Source organism: Microbacterium sp. 16-032, assembly GCF_041079455.1.
Taxonomy (GTDB): domain Bacteria; phylum Actinomycetota; class Actinomycetes; order Actinomycetales; family Microbacteriaceae; genus Microbacterium; species Microbacterium testaceum_A.
Genome location: NZ_JBFYGQ010000004.1, coordinates 1 through 13,260 on the forward strand (window position 1 = coordinate 1; position 13,260 = coordinate 13,260).

Sequence of the window (13,260 nt, forward strand, 5' to 3'; positions counted from 1 at the left end):
GCCCCGCGCCGGTCGTGCCGCCGGAGGAGCGCGATGCCCCAGCCCCAGCCCCAGCCCCAGCCCCAGCCCCGGCCCCGGCCGCGCCCGCATCGGCACCCGTGAGCGCCGCCGAGCCCCCGGCCCCGGCCCCGACCGAAGCCCCGGCCCCCACCGAAGCCCCGACCCCCGCAGCCCCCGTCGAAGGCCCGCTCTCCGCCGCCCAGGTCGACAAGATCGCCGCGGGGTACGCCGCCACCGGAGCCGCCCTCGACCTGGGCGTGCTCGTGAACGGCGGGCCGGTGGCATCCGTCCCCGTCCGCATCCCCCTCGCGATGACCAATCGGCACGGGCTCGTCGCCGGGGCGACGGGCACCGGCAAGACACGCACGCTGCAACTGCTCGCCGAGCAGCTGTCCGAGAACGGGGTCCCGGTGTTCGCCGCCGACATCAAGGGCGACCTGTCGGGTCTCGCGGCCGAGGGCACCTCGAGCGAGAAGCTCCTCGCGCGTACCTCCGCGCTCGGTCAGGACTGGTCGGCGCGGTCGTTCCCGACCGAGTTCTTCGCCCTCGGCGACGACGTCGGTTCGGGGATCCCGGTGCGGGCGACCGTGTCGGGGTTCGGTCCGCTGCTGCTCAGCCGCGTGCTCGGGCTGAACGCGACGCAGGAGTCCAGCCTGGGCCTCGTCTTCCATTACGCCGACGAGAAGGGGCTGGCGCTCGTCGACCTCTCGGACCTGCGCGCGGTGCTCACCTACCTCACGAGCGACGAGGGCAAGGCCGAGCTCAAGGGAATCGGCGGGCTGTCGGCGGCGACCGCGGGTGTGATCCTGCGCGAGCTGGTCGCGTTCGCGGCCGTGGGCGCTGACAGCTTCTTCGGTGAGCCCGAACTCGACGTCTCGGTGTTCCTGCGGACGGATGCCGCGGGGGCGGGCATCGTGAGCCTGCTCGAGGTGCCGAACGTGGCGGCGCGGCCCGAGCTGTACTCGACCTTCCTCATGTACCTGCTCGCGGAGCTCTACGAGGCGCTGCCGGAGGTCGGCGACGTCGACAAGCCCAAGCTCGTGTTCTTCTTCGACGAGGCGCACCTGCTGTTCCGCGACGCGTCGAAGGCGTTCCTCGAGGCGATCACGCAGACCGTGCGGTTGATCCGGTCGAAGGGCGTGGGCGTGTTCTTCGTCACGCAGACGCCCAAGGACGTGCCCGGAGACGTGCTCGCCCAGCTCGGCTCGCGCGTGCAGCACGCCCTGCGCGCGTTCACCCCCGACGACGCCACCGCGCTGCGCGCGTCCGTCCGCACGTACCCGGATTCGGGATACGACCTCGAGCGCGTGCTGCAGGAGCTCGGGACCGGCGAGTCGGTCATCACGGTCATGAGCGAACGGGGAGCCCCCACGCCCGTGGCGTGGACGCGCATCTTCGCCCCGCGCGCCTCGATGTCGCCCATCCCCGCCGAGGCCATGGCGGCGGCGGTGTCGGCATCCCCCCTCTTCTCCACCTACGGCACCCCGATCGACCGTGAGTCGGCGCGCGAGATCCTCGGCGCCCGCATGCAGGCGGCGGCCGAGGCCGAGGCTGCCGCTGAACGCGCGAAGAAAGAGGCCGCCGACGCCGCCGAGTACGCGAAGCAGAAGGCCGCGATCGACAAGGCGAACGCCGAGGCGCAGAAGAAGGCGCAACGCGAGTACGACCGCATCCTGAGGTCGACCGCCGCCCCGCGCAGCCGGACGAGCGCCCCCACCGCGGGCCTCGACGGTCTGCTCGGACGCGGGGCGACCAAGAGCATCGTGAACGGCGTCATCCGCGGACTGTTCGGCAACGGCCGACGCCGCTGAATCCCGGAGGACAAAAACGGGACGGGATGCCGATCACCCGGCATCCCGTCCCGTTCTCGTCGTCGGCGGTTACGGCCGGTTCAGCTCGAGGGGCATGGTGGACGTGTCGATCAGCGGATCGTCGTCCTGACGGGCGACGAGCGCCTTCGCCTCGGCCGGGGTCTCAACCGTGGGCACGGAACCGAGCAGGGGGCGCTTGGCCGTCTCGGGCATGGCCAGGAGCGCGACCAGCCCCATCGCGGCGAAGAACATGATGTAGAACGCCGGCATGAGCGTGTTGCCCGTCCAGTCGATCAGCGCCTGGCTGAACAACGGGGTCGTGCCGCCGAACAACGACACCGACACGTTGTACGCGATCGCCATCGCCCCGAAGCGCGAGGCGGTGGGGAAGAGCGCGGGCAGAGTGGATGCCGCGATGCTCGCGTAGAAGGCCACCGGCACCGCCGCGAGCACCAGGGCGATCATGACGGCCCACAGCTCGCCGATCTGCATGATCAGAAAGGCCGGAATCAGCAGGACCAGAGCGGACCCGGCGGCCGCGACGTAGATGGGTTTGCGGCCCACCCGGTCGCTGAGCCGGCCGAAGATCGGCAGCATGGCCGACATCAGCAGAAGGACGGGGATGGTCGCGACGGCCGAGCCCACATTCGAGATGCCGACTTCTTTCTCGAGGTAGACCGGCATGTAGCTGGTGAGGGCGTATCCCGCGGTGTTGGTCGCCGCGACGAGGGCGATCGCGATGAGCAGGGACTTCCAGTGGTGGCGCACGATCCCGGCGAGGCCCTGGCGGGACATCGGGTCGTCCTTATCGATCTCGTTCTCGGCCTCGGCCGCGTGCGTCTGCTCGAAGGAGGGGGTCTCGGGGATTTTCAGGCGGAACCAGATCGCGACGATGCCGAGGGGGATGGCGAGCAGGAACGGGATGCGCCATCCGTACTCGGTCATCGCGTCGGGGCCCGAGACGTTCGTGACGATGGCCGTGGTGATGGCCACCGCTCCGGCACCGGCGGCGAACCCGACGTAGGAGCCCACGTCGAGCCACGACGACCAGAAGCCGCGCCGCTTGTCGGGGGAGAACTCCGACACGTAGGTGGTCGCTCCGGCGTACTCCCCACCGGTGGAGAAGCCCTGGACCATCTTCAGCAGGTAGAGGGGGACGATCGCCCAGAGCCCGATCTGCGCCGAGGTGGGCAGGATGCCGATGAGCGCGGTGGCCGAGGCCATCATCGCCATCGTGAGGAAGAGCACCTTCTGCCGACCGATCCGGTCGCCGAGGGGGCCGAGGACGAAACCGCCGAAGGGGCGGACGAGGAAGGAGATCGCGAAGCCGAGCAGCGTGACGAGCAGGCCCCACGGGTCGGGCAGGTCGGAGGCGAAGACGGCGGTGAGCGTGACGGCGAGGTAGCCGTAGATGCCGAAGTCGAACCATTCCATGAAGTTGCCGACGACGGTGCCGCCGATGGCGGTGCGCACGCGCTTCTTGTCGACGACGATGACGTCGTCGACTTCGAGCCGGGGGGCTTCGGATGCCGAGGGGGATTTCTCGTTCATCCTTCTAGCGTTACCCCGATCCGCGTTTCGTTTCCAGTCCGGGGCATGCGCGGGGCGGTCGTGCTAACAAGGCGTCTCGGGCGGTCGTCAAGCCCCCGGCGATGTCGGACGTCCGGCGTACGGTGTCGGGCATGACCGAGCTCTCCGCCCCCACCGGCCGCGAACCCGCGCTCGTCGCCCAGCCCCGCTCCGACGGGACGGCTCCGAGGGCTCTGGTGCTCGGCGCCACCGGCTATCTGGGCGGCAGGCTCGTTCCCCGCCTGCTGTCGGCGGGCTACCGGGTGCGCGTGCTCGCCCGCGATCCGCGACGGGTCGAGGCCTTCCCCTGGGGCGACGAGGTCGAGACCGCCGCGGGGGATGCGACTGACGCCGAGGCCGTCCGTGCGGCGGTCGAGGGCGTCGACGTGCTCTACTACCTCATCCACTCCATGGGCAGCGCCCGCGACTTCGAGGCCACCGACCGCGTGGCCGCCCAGACCGTCGCCGACGCGGCGTCCGCGGCATCCGTCTCTCGCATCGTGTACCTCGGGGGCCTGCACCCCGATGACGCCACGCTCTCGGCGCACCTGCGATCGCGCGTCGAAGTGGGACAGATCCTCCTGCACAGCGGTGTGCCGACCCTCGTGCTGCAGGCGGGCGTCGTCATCGGGTCGGGCTCGGCGTCCTTCGAGATGGTGCGCCACCTCACCGACGTGCTGCCGTACATGCCCGCACCCAAGTGGGTGCGCAACCACATCCAGCCGATCGCCGTGCGCGACGTGCTGCACTACCTGCTCGGCGCGGCGCGCGTGGCCCCCAACGTCAACCGGGCGGTCGACATCGGCGGGCCCGACGTGCTGCGCTACGGCCAGATGATGAACGGCTACGCGATGGAGGCCGGATTGCCCCAGCGCGCGATCGCCTCGCTGCCGGTGCTCACGCCCCGCCTCGCCTCGCACTGGGTCAACCTGGTCACCCCGATCCCCAAGTCCATCGCGCGGCCGCTCGTGGAGTCCCTGCAGAACGACTGCGTGGTCAAAGACCGCGCCATCGACGACCTCGTGCCCCGCCCCGAGGGCGGGCTCATGCCGTACCGCGAGGCCGTGCGCCGAGCGCTGGGGCGCGTGAACGACGACGCGATCGAGACCAGCTGGCAAGACGCCGAGGTGTCGGGCGCCCCGAGCGATCCGCTGCCCAGCGACCCCGAGTGGGCGGGTCGACTCGTCTACACCGACATCCGCACCATGACGACGAAAGCGAGCGCCGCCCAACTGTGGTCGGTGATCGAGGGGATCGGCGGAGAGAACGGCTGGTATTCCTCGCCGCTGCTCTGGGCGATCCGCGGCTGGATGGACCGTCTGGTCGGCGGGGTGGGCCTCGCCCGTGGCCGTCGCAGCCGGTCGGTGGTCACCGTGGGCGACGCCCTGGACTTCTGGCGCGTCGAGGCGATCGAACCGGGGCACCTGCTGCGCCTGCGCGCCGAGATGAAGGTGCCGGGAGGCGCGTGGCTCGAGCTGCGGGCCACGCCCGAGGGCGACGGTGCGCGGTTCGACCAGCGGGCCCTCTTCTTCCCGACCGGGCTCGCCGGGCGGCTCTACTGGTTGTCGGTGCTGCCCTTCCACGGGCTGATCTTCAGCGGCATGGCCCGGCGCATCACCGCCGCCGCCGAACACGTGCAGCGCGACGACCTCGCCCCGAAGGCGAAGGCCGGACGCATCGCCCCCGAGATCGCCGAGGTCGAGACGACCGCGGCTCCCTCGGCCTAGGCCGATCGCGTCCCGAGACCGGGCCCACGCCATCGATCGCGCCCGTAGGCTGAGCCGCGTGCCCCATCACGCTCGCGTCCTGACCGTGTCCGATCGCTCGGCAGCGGGCCTCCGTGAAGACCGCGGGGGACCCTTGGCCGTGTCGTTGCTGCGCGAGGCGGGATTCGACTGCGCCGACGCGGTCGTGGTCGCCGACGGGGCCGACAGTGTCGCGACCGCCCTGCGTGCGTTGATCGCGGAGGGGACGGGGCTCATCGTCACGACCGGCGGCACGGGCATCGCCCCCACCGACCGCACGCCCGAGGGAACGGCACGCGTGCTCGACCGCGAGATCCCCGGCATCGCCGAAGAGCTGCGGCGCCGCGGGCTCGCGGACACGCCGATGGCCGTCATCTCGCGCGGCCTCGCGGGCATCGTCGACCCGGGCACCCTGATCGTCAACCTTCCGGGGTCGACCCGTGCCGTGGCATCCGGGATCGCCGTCATCGCCGAGCTCGCGCCCCACGTGCTCGACCAGCTCGCCGGAGGAGACCACTCATGAGCGCCGTCCGCATCGCCCGCCTGTCCGAGACGCCCCTCGACCTCGACGCCCACCTCGACGCCGTCGAGGACTCGTCGTCGGGAGCGGTCACCACCTTCGTCGGGCGCGTGCGCGACATCGACCCTGACGCTTCGGGCGCCGTCGTGGCGCTCGAGTACAGCGCGCACCCCGATGCCGAGCAGACCCTGCACCGCATCGCCGAAAGTGCGGCCGCCGGCACCGACGCGATCGTCGCGGTCAGCCACCGCGTGGGCCGGCTGGGCGTGGGCGAGGCGGCGGTCGTGATCGCCGTGGCATCCGGTCACCGCGCCGAGGCGTTCGAGGTGTGCCGCACGGTGATCGAGACGATCAAGACCGACCTACCCGTCTGGAAGCGCCAGGTCGAGGCCGACGGCACGACGGAGTGGAAGGGCCTGGGCGGCTAAGAGCCGCGGGCCACGCAGCCGGGGTCCGACAGTGCTCAGCCCCCGGCGAAGGGCGGGAGCACGTCGACGTGCGTGACCCCCGCGAGTGGGGCATCGTCGTCGTGGCGCGTGCCGTCGACGAGCACGGCGCAGCGATCCAGGATCTCGCCCAGAGCCGGGTGGTCGGCGACGACGGCTGCGCGCAGCGCCGTCAGAGACGGTTCGGCCCGGTCCTCGGCATCCGTTCCTGCCGCCTCCGCCGCGGCGGCGAAGTAGCGTACGCGCACGCTCATGCGTCTTCTCCGGGACGCACCCAGTCGCCCGACTTGCCGCCGGTCTTCGACACGATGCGCACGTTCTCGATGACCGTGCCCTTGTCCATGCCCTTCACCATGTCGACGATCGCCAGCGCCGCGACCGAGACGCTCGTGAGGGCCTCCATCTCAACGCCCGTGCGGTCGGCGGTGCCGACGGTGGCTTCGATCTCGACGCCCTCGTCGGTGATCTCGAGGTCGACCGAGGCGCGGTGCACCCCGATCACGTGCGCGAGCGGGAGGAGGGCGGGAGTGGACTTCGCGGCCTGGATGCCGGCGATCCGGGCCACCGCGAGCACGTCGCCCTTGGGGGCCGTGCCATCGCGGAGGGCGGCGACCACCTCGGGGGCGCAGCGCACGAAGCCGCGCGCCGAGGCGGTGCGGACGGTGGGCTGCTTGAGGGTGACGTCGACCATGCGGGCGTGGCCCGCGGCATCCAGGTGGGTGAAGGTCATGGAATCAGCATGACATCGAGCGGGTCGCCCACCGACACGGTGGACACCTCGGCGGGGACGATCGCGAAGGCCTCGGCGCGCGCGAGGGAGGCGGCGAGGTGCGAGCCCGATCCGCCCGCCGTGGCGGGGCGCACGGTGCCGGCGACGAGGTCGATCGCCGCCGGGAGGTACTGGCGACGGCCGGGCGGGGTGGTCCAGGTCTCGGATGCCGTGAGCCGGGCGATCCGCCGGTCGATCACGGTGCGGCCCTGCAGGGCGAGGAGGGCGGGGCGCACGAACACCTCGAACGACACCGCGACGCTCACGGGGTTGCCGGGCAGGCCGAAGACGAGGCGGCCGTCATCGAGCGCGCCGAAGGCCTGGGGCTTGCCGGGCTGCATCGCGACCTTCTCGAACGCGATGCGCCCCTCGAGAGCCTGGCGCACGGGCTCGTAGGCCCCGGCGCTCACGCCCCCGCTGAAGACGATGACGTCGACGTCGGCCGCGTGATCGAGCAGGGCGTGGATGGCGTTCGCGTCGTCCTGCAGGCTCGACGTCACCGTGACCTCCGCGCCCGTCTCCGCGACGAGGGCCGCCAGCAGCGTCGAGTTGGAGTCGGGGGTCTGACCGCGCCCTGGGACGACCCCGGGGACGACCAGTTCGCTGCCGGTCGACACGACGGCGACCCGCGGGCGGCGGTGTACCTCGAGCTCGGCGACGCCTGCCGCGGCGGCCGCGGCCAGCGCGAACGGTCCCAGGCGCTCCCCGGCCGACAGGACGACCTCGCCTGCGCGGGTGTCGCCGCCGCGGCGGCGGATGAAGGCTCCGGATGCCGCGGGCGCGCGCCGCACCTCGACGGTGCCCAGCGAATCGGCGAGGCCTCCTGCGGTGTCTTCGAACGGCACGATCGCGTCGGCGTCGGTGGGCACGGGCGCACCCGTCATGATGCGCACCGCCTCGCCGGCACCGAACGACGGGTCGTCGGACGACCCGGCCGGCAGATCGGCGACGACGCGCAGGGGCACCGGGTTCTCGGCATCCGCCCCCTCGACGTCGGCGACGTGAACCGCGAAGCCGTCCATCGAGGAGTTGTCGAAGCCGGGCAGGTCGTGAGCAGTGCGCACGGGGGCGGCGAGCGTGCGGGCGGCCGCATCGGCGAGGCGCACGGTCTCGACGGGCAGGAGCGTGACGGCGTCGAGCACGCGGGCGCGGTGGTCCTCGACGGTGAGCAGCGGGGTCATCGGGGCCTCCGGGGTCAGGACGAAACGGCGGGGCGGGCGGCGGGCGAGAGTGGGATCACGTCGTGACGGGCGCGCAGGGCGTCGATCACGACGAGCCGGCCGAGCACAGGCTCTCCCGCGCCGGTGACGAGCTTGATCGCCTCGGTAGCCAGCATCCCCCCGACCTGCACGCACAGCGATCCGAGCACGCCGACCTGGGCGCACGTGGGCGGCTCTCCGGCGGAACCGGTGGGGAAGAGGTCGCCGAGCACGACGGGCGCGTGCCCCTCGGGCGGAGTCGACCAGAACACGGTCACCTGGGCGGCCCACTCCTGCACGGCTCCCCAGACGAGGGGGATGCCGAGATCCTCGGTCGCGGCGGCGACGGCCTCTCGCGTGTCGAAGGTGTCGCTCCCGTCGATCACGAGGTGTGCGCCCGCGAAGAGCTCGGCAGCATTGTCGGAGGTCAGTCGTACCGTTCGTTCATGGACGACGGTGAGGGGCGACAGGTCGCGCACGGCACGAGCGGCGGATGCCGTCTTGGCGGTGCCGATGTCGGTGATGCGGTGCGCGAGCTGGCGCTGCAGGTTGGTGCGCTCGACGGTGTCGTCGTCGATGACGACGAGCTCGCCGACCCCGGCCGCGGCCAGCGCGAGCAGCACGGGCGAGCCGAGGCCGCCGGCTCCGACGAGCGCGATGCGCGCTGCGGCCAGGCGGCGCTGGCCCTCCTCGCCGATCGCGGCGAGCACGGCGTGACGAGCGGTGCGGATGAGTTCTTCGGGGGCGAGCGACGCCACCGGTTCGACGAGCGGCTTCATCCGCCGATCGCGCTCATCGTGCGCTCGGGCTGCACGAAGTCGGGGCGCGCGAGCCCTACGCGGTCGGAGCCGTGGGCGCGGGGCTTCGCCCACATGGCCTCGCGCCAGACCTGCGCGATACCGGCGTCGTCGGCTCCCGCACGCAGGGTCGAGAGAAGGTCGGTCTCTTCGTGCGAGAACAGGCACGAGCGCACCTTGCCGTCGGCCGTCACCCGGGTACGTGTGCAGGCGGCGCAGAAGGGTTCGGTGACCGAGGAGATGATGCCGATGTGTCCGGCGACGGCGGTCTCTCCGGGGCGGCGGACCTCCCACCGCTCGGCGGGGGCGGCGCCGCGTCCGCGTGGATCGGGGGTGAGAGAGAACGCCGTCTCGATCTCGGCGCGGATGTCGCGCGCGGCGATGACGTTCGTCGCCATCCACGATCGGTCTCCGTCGAGGGGCATGTCCTCGATGAAGCGCATCTCGAACCCGTTGGTCACGGCCCAATCGACGAGCGAGACGATCTCGGTGTCGTTGATGCCGCGCAGCAGGACCGCGTTGATCTTGATGGGCCCGAGGCCCGCGGCGCGCGCGGCCTGGAGGCCCGCGAGCACCTTGTCGAGGTGCGGGCGGCGGGTGAGCTCGGCGAAAGTCTCGGGGTGCAGGGTGTCGAGCGAGACGTTGAGGCGGGTGAGGCCCGCGTCCTTCAGCGCCTGGGCGCGGCGATCGAGACCCACGGCGTTCGTGGTCATCGAGATGGGCAGGTCGGGGTTGTCCTCGCGGATGCCGGCGATGATGAACTCGAGGTCTTTGCGCACGAGGGGCTCGCCGCCGGTGATCCGCAGCTCCTCCGCACCGAGGGACTGCACGGCGACGCGGACGATGCGGCGGATCTCGTCGGTCGACATCAACTGCGTCTGCGGGAGCCAGGGCATCCCGTCGGCCGGCATGCAGTACGTGCAACGCAGGTTGCACTTGTCGATGACCGAGACGCGTAGGTCGGTCGCGACGCGGCCGAAGCGGTCGAGCAGTCCGCCGGACTGCGGGGCTCCGGTCGAGGCCAGGGCGGTGGCGCCGGGTGCCGTCGAGGGCGAGGGGGCGCCGGTCGCCGGGAGGGCCGTCGCGCCGGACGACGTCACGGTCGCACCGAGGGCCACGGCCACCGGCCGTCGCGTCGGGCTCGCGTGCTTGGCATCCATGGGTCGAGCCTAGGTCAGCGCGGGGAGGGGGAGGGCGACGGGCCCGCGTCTCACAGGAGGGGTACGGTCGGGGGATGCCGAACACCTTCCGGATCGCGCAGGCTGCGCGTCTGCTCGGAGTCAGCGACGACACCGTGCGCCGGTGGATCGACCAGGGTGCGCTGCCGACGACCGGGGCGTCGCCGACGGAGATCCCCGGGGCGGCGCTGGCCGCGCGGGCGGTGGCGCTCGCGGCCGAGCCCGACGACCCGACCGCGATCGCCTCGAGCGCCCGCAACCGCTTCGTGGGGATCGTCACCCGCGTGCAGATCGACGGGGTCATGGCCCAGGTCGACCTGCAGTGCGGGCCCCACCGGGTGGTGTCGCTGATGTCGGCCGAGGCCGCCGAAGAGCTCGCGCTCGAGCCGGGCTCGCTCGCAGTGGCCTCGGTGAAGGCGACGGTCGTCACCGTCGAGGCCCCGCGCGGCTGAGACCCCGGATCGTCGGGCGAGCGCCGGGCGGGGCTTTGCCCGTCGAGACCGTATCTCGCTGACGACTCTGCGTCCGGCGGCAACCGATTCGTCGGCGAGATGCCGTCTCGCGGGCCTGAGCGGACGAAATCGCCCGGCAACTCCGCAGATGCGGAACAATGGGAGGTCAGCGAGCCGCCGGCGCGCCGAAAGGAACGTCATGAGCCGCCCCCTCCGTCTTGCCGTCGTCGCCGCCGCGGCGGCCCTGCTCGCCGGGTGCGCGAGCTCCGCACCCGCGCCCGCCGCATCCGAGGACTCCCTCTCGGGAACGGTGGAGGTGTACGCCGCCGCCTCGCTGCAGCGGTCGTTCGACGAGATCGCCGCCGCGTTCGAGGCCGCCCATCCCGGGGTCACGGTGAGCGCGGTGTACGACGGATCGAGCACCCTCGCGACGCAGATCGGCGAGGGCGCGCCGGCCGACGTGTTCGCCTCGGCCGATGAGAAGAACATGGCGAAGGTGAAGGAGCAGGCACCCGACCCCCAGCTGTTTGCCGGCAACACCCTCGTGATCGCCGTGCCGAAGGGTAATCCCGGCGCCGTGGCCACCCTCGCGGACCTGGCCCGGGTCACGACGGTGCTGTGCGCCCCCGAGGTCCCGTGCGGCGCGGCGTCGCAGACCCTCCTGTCGAACGCCGGAGTCGCCGTCACGCCCGCCAGCTCCGAGCAGAACGTCACCGCCGTGCTCACCAAGGTCGCCGCCTCCGAGGCCGACGCGGGTCTCGTCTACGCCACCGACGTCAACGGTCGCGACGACGTCGAGACGATCGTGCCGGCCGGTGCCGACGCCGTCGTCAACCGCTACCCGATCGCCGCCCTGACCGGTGCCCCGAACCCCGAGGCCGCGGCCGCATTCGTGGCGTTCGTGCTCGGGCAGGACGGGCAACGCGTGCTCGCCGACGCGGGCTTCCGCGCGCCGTGAGAGCGGCGGGATACATCCCCCGCTGGCTGATCGTGCCGGCGGTGCTCGGCCTGCTGTTCCTGCTGGTTCCGCTCACCGCCCTCATCGCGCGGGTGGAGTGGGCGACGCTCTGGAGCGACGTGACGTCGGAGGCCGCCCTCTCGGCCCTGGCGTTGTCGCTGGGAACGGGGGCCGCGGCCACCGCGGTGTGCGCGGTGGTCGGCATCCCTCTCGCCCTTCTCATCGCCCGCAGTCCCGCGCGGACGGCGGCTCTGCTGCGCGCGGTCGTCACCGTGCCGCTCGTGCTGCCCCCGATGGTCGGCGGCGTCGCCCTGCTGTATCTGTTCGGGCGCAACGGCTGGTTCGGCTTCCTCGCCCTGCCGTTCACCACCACCGCTGTCGTGCTGGCTCAGGTGTTCGTCGCCCTTCCGTTCCTCGTCCTCGCGGTCGAGGGGGCGCTGCGCAGCACAGGGGTCGAATTCGAACGCGCCGCCGCCTCGCTCGGGGCGTCGCGCGCGACGATCCTCCGGCGCGTCACCCTGCCGTTGGCCGCTCCCGGCATCGTCGCCGGAGTGGTGCTGTGCTTCGCTCGAGCGATCGGGGAGTTCGGGGCGACCGCGCTGTTCGCGGGCAACCGCCCCGGTGTCACGCAGACGATGCCGCTGGCGATCTACACCGCGTTCAACGGAGCGGGAGTGTCCCAGGGCACCGCGGTCGCTCTGTCGCTGCTGCTGCTGATCACCGCCGTCGCCGTGCTGCTGCTCGTGCGCGGGTGGCGACCGGGGGTGGGCAGATGACGATTCCGGATGCCGCTGAGCTCCGCGCCCGCATCCGCGTGCGCCGCCGTGACTTCGTCGTTGACGCCACGCTCGACGTCGCCCCGGGCGAGACCGTCGCCGTGATGGGCCGGAGCGGCGCGGGGAAGTCGACGCTGCTCGGCGCGCTCGCCGGGCTCACGCCGCTCGACGAGGGGGAGATCTCGGTCGACGGGCGGGCCCTCGACCGCCCGCCGCGCACGCGGACCGCCCCGATGCACCGGGGGATCGTGCTGCTCGGGCAGGAGGCGCGCCTCTTTCCGCACCTCACCGTGCGCGAGAACGTCGCCTTCGGTCCGCGGGCGGCCGGGGTAACGGCATCCGTCGCCCGCGACGCCGCCGAGGAGTGGCTGGTCCGCGTCGGATTGCCGGGCACGGGCGATCGGCGCCCCGCACAGTTGTCGGGCGGGGAGCAGCAACGCGTCGCGGTTGCCCGGGCTCTGGCGGCCGAGCCGCGGGTCGTCCTGCTCGACGAACCCCTCGTCGCGCTCGATGCGGTCACGGCCTCGGAGATCCGCGCGATGCTGCGGGAGCGGCTCGCGGGCGTGACGACCGTCGCCGTCACCCACGACGCGATCGATGCGGCTGCCCTGGCCGACCGCCTCGTGATCGTGGAGCGCGGGCGGGTGACGCAGGAGGGGCCCGTTCGCGAGGTGCTATCGGCACCGCTCACCGACGTCGCGGCGCGGATCGCCGGTCTGGAGCGGCTCGTCGGCGAGGCCCGCGGCGGGGCGTTCGTGCGGGGCGCGCTCCGGCTCGCGTCGGCGGATCCGGCGTCTCGTGCGCTCGCCGCGACCGACGGTGCCGCTCTCGCGGCGGTCTACCGTGCGACCGACGCGCGACTCGGAGAGGGGACTCCGGTCCGCGTGGTCTCCGTGGAGCCCACGCCGACAGGCGTGCGCGTCGTCACCGACGAGGGTTCCGCCGAGGTGGCGCCGATCGAGGCGGCATCCATCCGGCCCGGCGACACGGTGCTGTGGAGCGTGCCGCCGGAGCGCGTCCGCTTCGTCGCGTCACGCTGA

At 72.5% G+C, this 13,260-nt stretch carries 14 protein-coding genes; 8 read left to right on the top strand and 6 right to left on the bottom strand.

The window, feature by feature from the left end:
* The first annotated feature begins 212 nt into the window (after positions 1-212).
* A complete protein-coding gene (locus tag AB6V31_RS08660) occupies positions 213-1,811 on the top strand; it encodes a helicase HerA-like domain-containing protein (RefSeq protein WP_369365705.1) in 1,599 nt (532 codons plus the stop codon).
* A 69-nt stretch (positions 1,812-1,880) separates the two neighbouring features.
* On the opposite strand, the gene AB6V31_RS08665 is transcribed toward AB6V31_RS08660, so the two are convergent.
* Positions 1,881-3,362, bottom strand: coding sequence for an MFS transporter (locus AB6V31_RS08665; RefSeq protein ID WP_268104581.1), 1,482 nt, complete (start codon positions 3,360-3,362; stop codon positions 1,881-1,883).
* 131 nt (positions 3,363-3,493) lie between these two features.
* On the opposite strand from AB6V31_RS08665, the gene AB6V31_RS08670 reads away from it, so the two are divergent.
* Genes AB6V31_RS08670 through AB6V31_RS08680 form a run of 3 tightly spaced genes read left to right on the top strand, consistent with a single transcriptional unit; the run spans position 3,494 to position 6,073 of the window.
* Entirely contained in the window at positions 3,494-5,107 is a 1,614-nt protein-coding gene (locus AB6V31_RS08670; protein WP_056230282.1) for an SDR family oxidoreductase, read from the top strand.
* A 58-nt stretch (positions 5,108-5,165) separates the two neighbouring features.
* Positions 5,166-5,648, top strand: coding sequence for a molybdenum cofactor biosynthesis protein B (locus AB6V31_RS08675; RefSeq protein ID WP_268104580.1), 483 nt, complete (start codon positions 5,166-5,168; stop codon positions 5,646-5,648).
* Positions 5,645-6,073, top strand: coding sequence for a molybdenum cofactor biosynthesis protein MoaE (locus AB6V31_RS08680; RefSeq protein ID WP_268104579.1), 429 nt, complete (start codon positions 5,645-5,647; stop codon positions 6,071-6,073). The genes AB6V31_RS08675 and AB6V31_RS08680 overlap by 4 nt, the downstream gene beginning before the upstream one ends.
* 35 nt (positions 6,074-6,108) lie before the next feature.
* Here AB6V31_RS08680 and AB6V31_RS08685 read toward each other — a convergent pair whose 3' ends face one another.
* Genes AB6V31_RS08685 through moaA form a run of 5 tightly spaced genes read right to left on the bottom strand, consistent with a single transcriptional unit; the run spans position 6,109 to position 10,016 of the window.
* Positions 6,109-6,345 (bottom strand): MoaD/ThiS family protein, encoded by a 237-nt coding sequence (locus AB6V31_RS08685; protein ID WP_056230272.1) that lies wholly within the window; start codon positions 6,343-6,345, stop codon positions 6,109-6,111.
* Positions 6,342-6,821: a cyclic pyranopterin monophosphate synthase MoaC gene (moaC, locus tag AB6V31_RS08690; protein WP_074695577.1), complete on the bottom strand. Its 480-nt coding sequence runs from the start codon at positions 6,819-6,821 to the stop codon at positions 6,342-6,344. The genes AB6V31_RS08685 and moaC overlap by 4 nt, the downstream gene beginning before the upstream one ends.
* Positions 6,818-8,041: a gephyrin-like molybdotransferase Glp gene (gene glp, locus AB6V31_RS08695; protein ID WP_369365102.1), complete on the bottom strand. Its 1,224-nt coding sequence runs from the start codon at positions 8,039-8,041 to the stop codon at positions 6,818-6,820. Before glp ends, moaC begins: the two co-directional genes overlap by 4 nt.
* 14 nt (positions 8,042-8,055) lie before the next feature.
* Positions 8,056-8,838 carry a ThiF family adenylyltransferase gene (locus tag AB6V31_RS08700; RefSeq protein WP_369365104.1) on the bottom strand — a complete coding sequence of 261 codons (783 nt, stop codon included), beginning with the start codon at positions 8,836-8,838 and terminating at the stop codon, positions 8,056-8,058.
* Positions 8,835-10,016, bottom strand: a complete 1,182-nt coding sequence (moaA, locus tag AB6V31_RS08705) for a GTP 3',8-cyclase MoaA (protein ID WP_369365106.1) — start codon at positions 10,014-10,016, stop codon at positions 8,835-8,837. Before moaA ends, AB6V31_RS08700 begins: the two co-directional genes overlap by 4 nt.
* Positions 10,017-10,090: 74 nt before the next feature.
* Between moaA and AB6V31_RS08710 the strand changes: the two genes are divergently transcribed.
* The 4 genes from AB6V31_RS08710 (at position 10,091) to AB6V31_RS08725 (ending at position 13,260) form a co-directional block, all read left to right on the top strand.
* Positions 10,091-10,486 carry a molybdopterin-binding protein gene (locus AB6V31_RS08710; RefSeq protein WP_074695585.1) on the top strand — a complete coding sequence of 132 codons (396 nt, stop codon included), beginning with the start codon at positions 10,091-10,093 and terminating at the stop codon, positions 10,484-10,486.
* 199 nt (positions 10,487-10,685) lie between these two features.
* Positions 10,686-11,444: a molybdate ABC transporter substrate-binding protein gene (modA, locus tag AB6V31_RS08715; protein ID WP_369365108.1), complete on the top strand. Its 759-nt coding sequence runs from the start codon at positions 10,686-10,688 to the stop codon at positions 11,442-11,444.
* The gene (gene modB, locus AB6V31_RS08720; RefSeq protein ID WP_056230243.1) at positions 11,441-12,220 is read left to right on the top strand and encodes a molybdate ABC transporter permease subunit; all 780 of its coding nucleotides are present in this window, start codon (positions 11,441-11,443) and stop codon (positions 12,218-12,220) included. Before modA ends, modB begins: the two co-directional genes overlap by 4 nt.
* On the top strand, positions 12,217-13,260 hold the full coding sequence (locus AB6V31_RS08725; protein ID WP_369365111.1) for a sulfate/molybdate ABC transporter ATP-binding protein: 1,044 nt from the start codon (positions 12,217-12,219) through the stop codon (positions 13,258-13,260). The genes modB and AB6V31_RS08725 overlap by 4 nt, the downstream gene beginning before the upstream one ends.

Coding starts and splice junctions, on each gene's coding strand:
- AB6V31_RS08665 (WP_268104581.1), bottom strand. CDS start 3,362: ATGAACGAGAAATCCCCCTCGGCATCCGAAGCCCCCCGGCTCGAAGTC.
- AB6V31_RS08670 (WP_056230282.1), top strand. CDS start 3,494: ATGACCGAGCTCTCCGCCCCCACCGGCCGCGAACCCGCGCTCGTCGCC.
- AB6V31_RS08680 (WP_268104579.1), top strand. CDS start 5,645: ATGAGCGCCGTCCGCATCGCCCGCCTGTCCGAGACGCCCCTCGACCTC.
- AB6V31_RS08685 (WP_056230272.1), bottom strand. CDS start 6,345: ATGAGCGTGCGCGTACGCTACTTCGCCGCCGCGGCGGAGGCGGCAGGA.
- moaC (WP_074695577.1), bottom strand. CDS start 6,821: ATGACCTTCACCCACCTGGATGCCGCGGGCCACGCCCGCATGGTCGAC.
- glp (WP_369365102.1), bottom strand. CDS start 8,041: ATGACCCCGCTGCTCACCGTCGAGGACCACCGCGCCCGCGTGCTCGAC.
- AB6V31_RS08700 (WP_369365104.1), bottom strand. CDS start 8,838: ATGAAGCCGCTCGTCGAACCGGTGGCGTCGCTCGCCCCCGAAGAACTC.
- moaA (WP_369365106.1), bottom strand. CDS start 10,016: ATGGATGCCAAGCACGCGAGCCCGACGCGACGGCCGGTGGCCGTGGCC.
- AB6V31_RS08710 (WP_074695585.1), top strand. CDS start 10,091: ATGCCGAACACCTTCCGGATCGCGCAGGCTGCGCGTCTGCTCGGAGTC.
- modA (WP_369365108.1), top strand. CDS start 10,686: ATGAGCCGCCCCCTCCGTCTTGCCGTCGTCGCCGCCGCGGCGGCCCTG.
- AB6V31_RS08725 (WP_369365111.1), top strand. CDS start 12,217: ATGACGATTCCGGATGCCGCTGAGCTCCGCGCCCGCATCCGCGTGCGC.